The sequence below is a fragment of the Actinomadura montaniterrae genome (assembly GCF_008923365.1).
Classification (GTDB): domain Bacteria; phylum Actinomycetota; class Actinomycetes; order Streptosporangiales; family Streptosporangiaceae; genus Spirillospora; species Spirillospora montaniterrae.
In genome coordinates this window covers 1-10,225 of sequence record NZ_WBMR01000286.1, presented here as the reverse complement: position 1 = coordinate 10,225, position 10,225 = coordinate 1, and the positions used below count along the sequence as shown (strand labels likewise).

Sequence of the window (10,225 nt, the reverse complement as noted above, 5' to 3'; positions counted from 1 at the left end):
CCCGGCCCGGTCGGCCAGCGCGCGCCCGGCGCGGCGCACCAGCTCCGCCCCGTCGCCGCCCGCCTCCGCGACCTCCTGCAACGCGGCCAGCAGCGCGTCCACCAGCGGCGCCGTCACCGCGTCGGGCGCCGCGCACACCAGTGACAGCTCGCCCTCGTGCGCGACCAGCCCGTCGCCGGGGAGCGGCCGCGCGAAGGCCCGGGACCCACCGCTCACAGCAGCCGTCCGCCGCGCAGCCTCCACTGCACGAAGAACACCCGCATGGGCCCGTTGACGAACAGCCACTGGCCGAGCCACACGAACACGAACATCGTCAGGAACATCGACGCCGACACATGGTCTCCGACGCCGGGAACGAGCCCGGTGTTCAGCAGCACCCACATCACGGCGCCCTCCGGGACGATCGTGACGAGGCCGAAGAGCGTCGGCCAGTCCTTGTCCCAGCGGAACTGCATCAGCAGGTGGTACAGCAGCTCCCACGCCAGCCCCACCACGATCACGGCGAGGAGCATCAGGAACGCCGCCCGGTACGCCGCGCCGAGCGAGCCCGGCCGGCCCGGCAGCACCGGGACGATCAGCGCGGTCAGCAGCGCGCCGACGGTCGCGAGCACGAAGATCCGCGTCTGCAGGCGTCCGGCGAGGGTGGGGATCACGGTGCGAGCTCCTGCGTGGGGGAGGGAGGCGGGGGGCGGCGAGGCGGGCGGGGAGGGCGGCGGATCAGAGCGGACGGCCCCTCATCCACCTGATCCACTGGCCGGTCGACCGCACCGGCCCGAGCCGCGAGCAGAACCCGCGCCGGGCCAGGTCGGCGGCGATGTCCAGCGCCGCGGTCTGCATGCCGAGGAAGCTGTCGACGGCGGGGAAGTGGTTGCCCGCGACGGCGGCCCCGGAGGCGTACAGCACCCCGCCCTCGCTCTCGGCGCCGAGCACCTCGAAGTGCTCGCCGACCGCGAGCCGGCCCGCGCCGTTGCGCCGCGCGCCGCCGTACTGCAGCAGGTCGGCCAGCACCCGGTGCTCGGGCATGTCGGCCTCCAGCCCGGTGCAGTCGATGATGAAGTCGGAGGTGTAGCGGCCGAGGCGCCCGTCGTCGCTGCGGGTCAGCGACACCAGCCGCCCGTCCGGCGTCGGCTCGACCCGGTCGACGACGGCCTGGAACGGGTGGTACCAGCCGCCCGCGCGGCCCCGCCGCATCTGCTCCTGCCAGCGGCGCAGCCGCGGCGTGGTCGTCCCGCCGACGGCCTTGGACAGCGCGGCGCGCCGCTCGGGCCCGGCCCGCCGGAACTGCGCCTTCAGCTGCCCGCCGAACGCCGACTTCGGCAGCGTGAACGCCTGGTAGGCCCAGCCGTCGCCGCCCTTGCGCCGCATCCACATCCCCTGGCCGTGCGCGCCGGTGACGAACGTGCGGAACATGTGCACGATCTGCGTCTGCAGCCCGAACCTCTCCCGGTCGTCCATCAGCCGCTGCAGCACGCGGGACGCGACGATCCCGGCGCCGCGCACCACGACCACGCCGGGACGCGACTTCAGCGTCTCGTACACGTGCTCGTGCGGCTCGTAGGCGTTGACGACGCGGTGGTAGTCGTTGTGGGTCTCGCGGAACTGCTGCAGGTCCGGCAGGAACTTCAGGCCGGGGTAGCCGACCGCCAGGTGCACGTACTGCGACCGCATCACGACCCGCTTGGTCGCGGACACGCCCGGCGGCGGTGTCAGGACGGTGAAGTAGCCGCCGCCTGCGCGGCGCCGCACCATCCGGACCTGCCCCTTGGAGAGCATCTGCCAGTAGGAGATCCGGTCGGCCTCGCGGCGGACGGTCTCGAACACCGTCGCGGCGCGCGGGCTGAAGAAGTCGGTGAGGATCGGCTCGGTCAGCACCTGCCACAGCAGCTTCACCGACTTGTCCTGCCACGCCTCGTGCAGCGCGTAGGACGGGAAGCCCCAGATGTTGTCGGGCCGGGCGCCGGCGTCGGAGCGGATCCGCTCGCCCGCCGGCAGCTGCGACACCCGGGTCAGGTACTCCCACGACTGCCAGGGCGCGTCCCGGCTGGACAGCACCCGGATCGCGCCCGCCGCGACCCCCTGGATCCGCAGGACGTCCACCAGCGTGAACGAGCCGAGCCCGCCGCCGACGGTGACCAGCGGCACGTCGTAGAGCGGGATGCCCGCGGCCTGCACCTGCCGATCGTGCCAGACCGGCGATCGGAGCAGCTCGGGCGTGAGATCACCAGCTGGTCGGGCACCCTGCAACGACGTCCCCCGCGACAAGATCAGACGAATCGGCCGACACCTTATCCCAAAAGGCGCGCCGGGCAGGCGCGATCGCGGAGGCCGCGAGCCCCGTCCGCGCCGCCTGCGCGGACGGGGGAAGGCTCCGGATTGAAACCTGCGACGCGGGTATGCGCTCGGACATGTCTGTATCGGCGGAGCGACTGCGTCAGGTGGGAAAGCTGGGACACGGCAAGCACGCGCAGCGGGACGGGACCGGGAAGGGCGCGGACGAGGAGTGGAGGACCGCGGCGCTGCGCCGCGACCTGGCCGGCCGGGTGGACGGCGAGGTCCGCTTCGACCCGGGATCGCGCGCCGCGTACGCGCACGACTCGTCGAACTACCAGCAGCCGCCGATCGGCGTGGTGGTGCCGCGCACCGTCGAGGCCGGCGTCGAGGCGGTCGCGGTCTGCGCCGAGCACGACGTCCCGATGCTGTCGCGCGGCGGCGGGACGAGCCTGGCCGGGCAGTGCTGCAACACCGCCGTCGTCATCGACTGGTCCAAGTACTGCCGCGCGCTCGTCTCCGTCGACCCGAAGCGGCGGACCGCGATCGTCGAGCCGGGCGCGTGCCTGGACGACCTGAACGAGGCGCTCTCGGAGTACAAGCTGATGGTCGGGCCGAAGCCGTCGACCCACGACACCTGCACGATCGGCGGGATGATCGGCAACAACTCGTGCGGCGCGTCGGCGCAGGCGTACGGGAAGATGGTCGACTCGGTGGTCCGGCTGGAGGTGCTGACCTACGACGGCGTGCGGATGTGGGTCGGGCCCACCTCCGACGAGGAGTACGAGCGGATCCAGGCCGAGGGCGGCCGCCGCGCCGAGATCTACCGGGCGCTGCGCGCGCTCCGCGACGACGGCATGGAGCTGATCCGCACCCGCTACCCCGACATCCCGCGCCGGGTGTCCGGCTACAACCTCGACTCGCTGCTGCCCGAGAAGGGCTTCGACGTCGCGCGCGCCCTCGTCGGGTCGGAGTCGACGCTGGTCACGGTGCTGCGCGCGGAGATCTGCCTGGTGCCGGTGCCGCCGTACGAGTCGCTGGCGGTGCTCGGCTACGACGACATCTTCGCCGCCGGCGACGCCGTCGAGCGGGTCCTGCCGTCCGAGCCGCTCGCGCTCGAGGGCATGGACGACACGCTCCTCGGCCTCGCCCGGCAGGACAAGCTCGCCGGGCCCGAGGTGCTGAAGGACATGCCGGAGGGCGCCGGCTGGCTCATGGTCCGGTTCGGCGGCGACACCAAGGACGAGGCCGACCGGCGCGCCCGCGACCTCATCGAGCGCCTGGAGAACGAACCCGACCCGCCGCACTGCACCTTCGTCCACGACCCCGAGGTCGAGGAGATGCTCTGGAAGGTCCGCGAGGCCGGCCTCGGCGCCACCGCCTACCCGCCCGGGCACCCCGACACCCACGAGGGCTGGGAGGACTCCGCCGTACCGCCCGAGCGCCTCGGCGACTACCTGCGCGACTTCCAGGCCCTCATCGACGAGTTCGGCTACGGCCCGGTGTCGCTGTACGGGCACTTCGGGCAGGGCTGCGTGCACACCCGCATCCCGTTCGACCTGGAGGACGAGAAGGGCACCGGCAACTACCGCAGGTTCATCGAGCGCGCCGCCCGCATCGTCGTCGACTACGGCGGGTCGCTGTCGGGCGAGCACGGCGACGGGCAGTCCCGCGGCGAGCTGCTGCCGCTGATGTTCGGCGACGAGGTCGTCCGGCTGTTCGGCATGTTCAAGGCGATCTTCGACCCGCGCGGGAGGATGAACCCCGGCAAGGTCGTCCACCCCTACCGGCTCGACGACAACCTCGACCACCTCGGCTACGACCCCGCCGAGCCGGAGACGCACTTCTCCTTCCCCGACGACAAGCACCGCTTCACCCACGCGGCGGCCCGCTGCGTCGGGATCGGCAAGTGCCGCGCCTCGTCGGGCGGCGTGATGTGCCCGAGCTACCGGGCGACGGGGGAGGAGGAGCACTCCACCCGCGGCCGCGCCCGCATCCTGATGGAGATGATGCGCGGGATGCCGCAGGACGGGACGCCTGACCCTGCGGTGCCCGGCCCCGGCGGCGCCGCCGTCATCACCGACGGCTGGCGGTCCGACGACGTCCGCGACGCGCTGGACCTGTGCCTGGCCTGCAAGGGCTGCCGCAGCGACTGCCCCGTCAACGTCGACATGGCGACCTACAAGGCCGAGTTCCTCTCCCATCACTACGCGCGCCGGATCCGCCCGCCCGCGCACTACACGATGGGCTGGCTGCCGCTGTGGGCGAAGCTGGCGTCGGCGGCGCCCGGCGCGGCCAACACCGCGCTGAACGTCCCCGGCCTGGACCGGGTGGTCAAGCGGCTCGGCGGCATCGCGCCCGAACGCGAGATGCCGCGGTTCGCGTCCGAGCGGTTCACCGACTGGTTCAAGCGCCGTCCCGCCCGGACCGGGGGCCGCCGCGTGGTGCTGTGGCCCGACACGTTCACCAACAACTTCCACCCGCACATCGCCAGGGCCGCCGTCCGCGTGCTGGAGGCGTCGGGGTACCAGGTGGAGGTGCCGCCCGTGCCGATGTGCTGCGGCCTGACCTGGATCTCCACCGGCCAGCTCGGCGTCGCGGCCCGCGTGCTACGCCGCACCGTCACCGCGCTGGCGCCGCGCCTGCGCGACGGGATCCCGGTCGTCGGCCTGGAGCCCAGCTGCACCGCCGTGTTCCGCGCCGACGCGCCCGAGCTGATGGAAGGCGACCGCGTCGAGGACGACGTCAAGCGGCTGCGCGACCAGACCCGCACGCTCGCCGAGCTGCTCGACGAGCACCAGGAGGAGTCCGGCGGCACCTCGCCCGCCGCGTCCCACGACGTGGTCGCCGGGCTGGACCGGCCGAAGGTTCGCGCGATCGCCCAGCCGCACTGCCACCAGCACGCGATCATGGGGTTCGGCACCGACGAGCGCGTCCTCGCCCGCGCGGGCGTCGAGGTCGAGACGCTCGACGTCGGCTGCTGCGGGCTCGCCGGCAACTTCGGCTTCGAGAACGGCCACTACGAGGTCTCCACCAAGATCGCCGAGCAGGGAGTGTGGCCCGCCGTGAAGGATGCCGACCCCGGCACGACCGTGCTGGCGGACGGGTTCTCCTGCCGGACGCAGATCGAGGCGGGCACCGACGCCCGCCCCCGCCACCTCGCCGAACTCCTCGCCGACCTGCTCCCGGACGGCGAGGACCGGCCCTGAGGACCCGCCGCCCCCGCCCTCCGCGCGCCGGGCGGGGGCGGCGCTGGCGGCGCCGGGCCCCGGAGCGGTAGAAAGTCGTCATGACCGTGCAAGCGGGTGAGGGCGCCGACGAGGTCACCTCCGCGCTGCTCACCGCGTCGCGGCTGCTCGTCGCGATCTCCGCGCGCTCCCTCGCCGCCGTCGAGGACGCCGTCACCCTGCCGCAGTTCCGGCTGCTGGTCGTGCTGTCCACGCAGGGGCCGGCGAAGCTCGTCACGCTCGCCGGGCTGCTGGAGGTCAACCCGTCCACCGCGCTGCGGATGGTCGACCGGCTGGCCGCGGCCGGCCTCGTCGACCGGCAGGCGAGCCCCGCCAGCGGCCGGGAGGTGCGCATCCAGCTCACCGCCGCGGGCCGCGGCATCGTCGACGACGTCACCGCCCGCCGCCGCGCCGACATCGCCGGCGTCGTCGCCCGGATGCCGCCCGCGCAGCGCCGCGCCCTGGTCGCCGCGCTGCGCGCGTTCAACGCCGCGGGCGGCGAACCGCCCGTCACGAACCTGGCCCGCCTCGGCTGGACGTGACGGGCCGGACGGCCCGGCCGCGGCGGCTCAGCCGCGCGGCATCACCAGCGCCCACGACTTGACCGAGCCGTGCCCGTGCCAGGGCAGGTGGCCGGCGATGTGCCCGAACGACGAGCCCGCCTCGCCGTTCAGCAGCGTCACCTCCGTGACCGGCCCGGACGGCAGCCGCGCGCAGAACGTGAACGCCCACACCGGCCGGTCCGGCAGCGCGTACCCGGTGAACAGCTCCTCGATCACGACCCGCGTCGGCGGGCGGTCGGCCATGGCCGTCCGGTCGGCGTCGGTCAGGCCGCCGAAGTCGCGCGTGGCGACCGGCCCGTAGAACACCTCCGCCTTGCGGTCGGCGCCTTCCAGCGGCTCCGCGGTGGCGTGCGCGGCGAGGTCGCAGCCGGGCAGCAGGGCGGCGGCGAACACCGGGAACACCGTGTGCGTCCAGCCGTCGAGCGCGTCTGCGGCCGGATGCCGGTCGCCGCCCGGCACGCCGACGGCCTGGTCCCAGGCGAACATCCCGCCGAAGCTCGGATGCGACACCCCGATCGGGAGCTGGACGAGCCCGTTGTCCTGCGGCTGCGGGGCGGCGATCGCGATCCGCACGCCCGTCCCCGCCACGTCGACCTCCGCGCCGACGGCCGACGCGGGCAGCGCGTGCCCCTCCGCCAGCATCCGCGCGAGCAGCCCCGCGATCTCCTCCGCCCCCATGTCCATGATGATCACCGTAGCGGGGCGGCGCCGGAGGCACCCGCCGTTTCCCGCAACCCCGCCCCGGCATGCCGATCGGCCGGCGGGGGAGCCGTCAGGAGGTCAGGGCGACGAGCTCCTCCAGGGTCGGGCCGAGCGGCGCGTCCAGGGTCACCAGCGCGTGCGGGTCGCCGCGCGTCGCGCCCCGGTTGACGATCGCCACGGGGACGGCGTGCCGCGCCGCGTGCCGGACGAACCGGTACCCCGACAGCACCGTCAGCGACGATCCGAGCACCAGCAGCGTCCCGGCGGACTCGGTGAGCGCGTAGCAGTCGCGGACCCGCGCCGGCGGCACGTTCTCGCCGAAGAAGATCACGTCGGGCTTGAGCAGCCCGCCGCAGCGGGCGCAGTCGACCGTCCGGAAGGAGGCGACGTCGGCGTCCGACAGCACGGCGTCGCCGTCCGGGTTGATCATGTCGGGGCGGGCGTCCCAGCCGGGGTTCGCGGCGCGCAGCCGCTCCTCCAGCAGCGTGCGCGGGGTGCGCTCGCCGCAGCCGAGGCACACCACCCGGTCGAGGCCGCCGTGCAGTTCGACGACGCCGTCGGCGCCCGCCGCCTGGTGCAGCCCGTCGACGTTCTGGGTGATGATCCCGGCCAGCAGGCCGCGCCGCTGCAGCTCGGCGACCGCGCGGTGGCCCGCGTTCGGCCGGGCGCCGGCGATGTGCCGCCAGCCGAGGTGGCTGCGCGCCCAGTACCGGCGGCGCGCCGCCGCGTCCCCGGTGAAGCGCTGGTAGGTCATCGGCTCCGCGCGACGCCGCCGCCCGGTCTCGCCGCGATAGTCCGGAATGCCTGATTCGGTGGAGAGTCCGGCGCCGCTCAGCACCACCACGTCGCCGTCGGCGACCAGGTCCGCCAGCACCGCGAGCGCCGGGGCCGCTTCCACCCGTTCTTCTGCAACCTGCGTCACCTCTCCATGGTGCCCGACGGCGCGGTTGACCGCCCGTCCTGACAGACCGTGACCGCCCGCCGGTCCGCAGCGGAAAAGGTCTTGACCGCCCTGACTGACTCCTGCCATGAACTGACCGGGATATGTGCAGGTCAGGTGCGTGCATGACGGAGTTCGAGCAACTTTCCACCAGGTGATGACCGAAGTCGGTCATGGGTGCTACGTTCCCCTGCGTGACCTCGAGCAAGCGACACGCGCAGATCGTGTCCTCGCTGCGCACGAAGGGGGCGGCCTCCGTCAGGGAACTGGCCGAGAGCCTTCAGGTGAGCGAGTCGACGATCCGCCGGGACCTGGACCTGCTGGACCGCAACGGGGAGCTCGTCCGCACCTACGGCGGCGCGGCGCTGACCCCGCGGGCGGCGGTGCCGGAGATCTCCTTCGCGGCGTCGGCCGAGCACGACAGCGCCGAGAAGGAGGCCGTGGCGGCGCGGGCCGCCGCCCTCGTCGAGGACGACATGGTCGTCGTGCTCGACATCGGCACCAGCACCCGGCTGCTCGCCCGGCACCTGCGCGGCCGCCCGGTCACCGTGATCACCGCGAACCTGGCCGTGCTGGACGAGCTGCGCGACGACGAGGCCGTCCGGCTGTGCCTGCTCGGCGGCGTGGTCCGGCGCAACTACCTGACGCTCGTCGGGTCGCTGACCGAGACCGCGCTCCGCCAGGTCCGCGCCGACCTCGTGTTCCTCAGCTGCACCGGGGTGCGGCCGAACGGGCTCGTGGTCGACGACATGGAGGTCGAGACCCCGATCAAGCAGGCGATGATCGAGTCCGCCGACCGGGTCGCGCTCGTCGCCTCCGAGGCCAAGTTCCCCGGCACCGGCTCGCTGCGCGTGTGCTCCCTCGCGCAGGTGGACGCGCTCGTCACCACGGCCGGGGCCGATCCGAAGACTCTCGAGCTCTGCCGGCAGGCGGGCGGGAAGGTGTTCATCGCATGAAGCTGGCCATTCTCGGCGGCGGCGGGTTCCGGGTGCCCTACGTGTACCAGGCCCTGCTGCGCGACCACGGCACCCCGCGCATCGAGGAGGTCTGGCTGCAGGACTCCGACGCCGGACGCCTCGACGCCATGGCGGCGGTGCTGGCCGCGCTCGCGGCGGAGAGCGGGTGCGGGGCCGGCCCGGCGCCGAAGGTGTTCACCTCCACCGACCTGGACAAGGCCCTCGAAGGCGCCGACTTCGTCTTCGCCGCGATCCGCGTCGGCGGGCTCGCCGGGCGGGTGTGCGACGAGCGGGTGGCGCTTGACCTGGACGTGCTCGGGCAGGAGACCACCGGCCCGGGCGGCCTGGCCTACGGGCTGCGCACCATCCCGGTGATGCTCGACATCGCGCGCCGGGTGAAGGCGCTCGCGCCGGACGCCTACGTCATCAACTTCACCAACCCCGCGGGCATGATCACCGAGGCGATGCAGTCGGTGCTCGGCGACCGGGTGCTCGGCATCTGCGACACCCCGTCCGGGCTCGGTACCCGGGTCGCCGCGGCGCTCGGCCTCGACCCGTCCCGCGTGCAGCTGGACTACGTCGGGCTCAACCACCTCGGCTGGATGCGCCGCATCCTGTACGACGGCAAGGACGTGCTGCCGCGGCTGCTCGCCGACGACGAGCTGCTCGGCTCGCTGGAGGAGGGCGTGGTCTTCGGCCGCGAGTGGCTCCGCGACCTCGGGGTGATCCCGAACGAGTACCTGTACTACTACTACTTCAACCGCGAGGCGGTCCGCGCCACGCTCGACGCCCCGCAGACGCGCGGCGAGTTCCTCGCCAAGCAGCAGGCGGCGTTCTACGAGCGGATCGCGGCGGCGTCCGGCGGCGCGGCGATGGAGCTGTGGCGCGAGACCGTCGCGTCCCGCAGCGCGAGCTACATGGCCGAGATGAAGGGCGCCGCCACCGGGACGGAGCTGGCGGGGCACGCCGGCGTCGACCCGGTCGACGAGGGGTACGCGGGCGTCGCGCTGAGCGTGATGGCCGCGATCAGCCGCAACGAGCCCGCCACGATGATCCTCAACGTGCGGAACGGGACGACGGTGCGCGCGCTGCCCGAGGACGCCGTGGTCGAGGTGCCGGTGCTGGTGGACGCCGGGGGCGTGCACCCGCTGACGCTCGCGCAGCCCGACCTGCACCAGTCCGGTCTGATGCAGCAGGTCAAGGCCGTGGAGCGGCTGACGATCAGCGCCGCGCGGACCGGCTCGCGGACCGAGGCCGCCAAGGCGTTCGGGCTGCACCCGCTGGTCGACTCGGTGTCGGTGGGCCGGCGGCTGCTGGACGGCTACGCCGCCCGCATCCCGGAGGTCGCGGCCGTGTTCGCGGGCGGGACGTGACGGGCCGCAGGCCGGCCGCGGCACCGCCGCCCGTCCCGGCCCGCACCCCACCCCATTTTGTCCTGACAACCGGTCATCCTGGTCTCATCCCTGACGGCCCTCGTGAGGAGGCGCAATGACAGCAGGAACCCTGCGCGGGGCCCCGGCCGCCGGCGACCGCGGCGCGGACGCCGCCCCGTCCGACGGCGAGACCGGG

At 73.8% G+C, this 10,225-nt stretch carries 8 protein-coding genes and 1 pseudogene; 4 read left to right on the top strand and 5 right to left on the bottom strand.

Going from position 1 to position 10,225, the window contains the following annotated elements; all coding sequences use genetic code 11:
* The 3 genes and pseudogenes from F9B16_RS51810 to F9B16_RS45560 form a co-directional block, all read right to left on the bottom strand.
* Positions 1 to 216, bottom strand: a pseudogene (locus F9B16_RS51810) (hypothetical protein); the annotation flags it as partial.
* Positions 213 to 653, bottom strand: coding sequence for a hypothetical protein (locus tag F9B16_RS45565; RefSeq protein ID WP_151546511.1), 441 nt, complete (start codon positions 651 to 653; stop codon positions 213 to 215). The gene F9B16_RS45565 and the pseudogene F9B16_RS51810, both read right to left, overlap by 4 nt.
* 64 nt (positions 654 to 717) lie before the next feature.
* Positions 718 to 2,172 carry a hypothetical protein gene (locus F9B16_RS45560; RefSeq protein ID WP_225992522.1) on the bottom strand — a complete coding sequence of 485 codons (1,455 nt, stop codon included), beginning with the start codon at positions 2,170 to 2,172 and terminating at the stop codon, positions 718 to 720.
* A 263-nt stretch (positions 2,173 to 2,435) separates the two neighbouring features.
* On the opposite strand from F9B16_RS45560, the gene F9B16_RS45555 reads away from it, so the two are divergent.
* Both F9B16_RS45555 and F9B16_RS45550 read left to right on the top strand, forming a co-directional pair.
* Positions 2,436 to 5,477 carry an FAD-binding and (Fe-S)-binding domain-containing protein gene (locus F9B16_RS45555; protein WP_225992521.1) on the top strand — a complete coding sequence of 1,014 codons (3,042 nt, stop codon included), beginning with the start codon at positions 2,436 to 2,438 and terminating at the stop codon, positions 5,475 to 5,477.
* An 80-nt stretch (positions 5,478 to 5,557) separates the two neighbouring features.
* Complete coding sequence (locus F9B16_RS45550) at positions 5,558 to 6,037, top strand: MarR family winged helix-turn-helix transcriptional regulator (RefSeq protein WP_151546508.1); 480 nt, start codon at positions 5,558 to 5,560, stop codon at positions 6,035 to 6,037.
* Positions 6,038 to 6,064: 27 nt separating this feature from the next.
* On the opposite strand, the gene F9B16_RS45545 is transcribed toward F9B16_RS45550, so the two are convergent.
* Together F9B16_RS45545 and F9B16_RS45540 are read right to left on the bottom strand one after the other, a co-directional pair.
* Positions 6,065 to 6,742: a hypothetical protein gene (locus F9B16_RS45545; protein WP_151546507.1), complete on the bottom strand. Its 678-nt coding sequence runs from the start codon at positions 6,740 to 6,742 to the stop codon at positions 6,065 to 6,067.
* Between the two features lie 88 nt (positions 6,743 to 6,830).
* On the bottom strand, positions 6,831 to 7,682 hold the full coding sequence (locus F9B16_RS45540) for an NAD-dependent protein deacetylase (protein WP_225992520.1): 852 nt from the start codon (positions 7,680 to 7,682) through the stop codon (positions 6,831 to 6,833).
* A gap of 212 nt (positions 7,683 to 7,894) precedes the next feature.
* On the opposite strand from F9B16_RS45540, the gene F9B16_RS45535 reads away from it, so the two are divergent.
* Together F9B16_RS45535 and F9B16_RS45530 are read left to right on the top strand one after the other, a co-directional pair.
* Positions 7,895 to 8,656 carry a DeoR/GlpR family DNA-binding transcription regulator gene (locus F9B16_RS45535; protein ID WP_151546505.1) on the top strand — a complete coding sequence of 254 codons (762 nt, stop codon included), beginning with the start codon at positions 7,895 to 7,897 and terminating at the stop codon, positions 8,654 to 8,656.
* On the top strand, positions 8,653 to 10,029 hold the full coding sequence (locus F9B16_RS45530) for a 6-phospho-beta-glucosidase (RefSeq protein WP_151546504.1): 1,377 nt from the start codon (positions 8,653 to 8,655) through the stop codon (positions 10,027 to 10,029). The genes F9B16_RS45535 and F9B16_RS45530 overlap by 4 nt, the downstream gene beginning before the upstream one ends.
* Positions 10,030 to 10,225 lie beyond the last annotated feature (196 nt).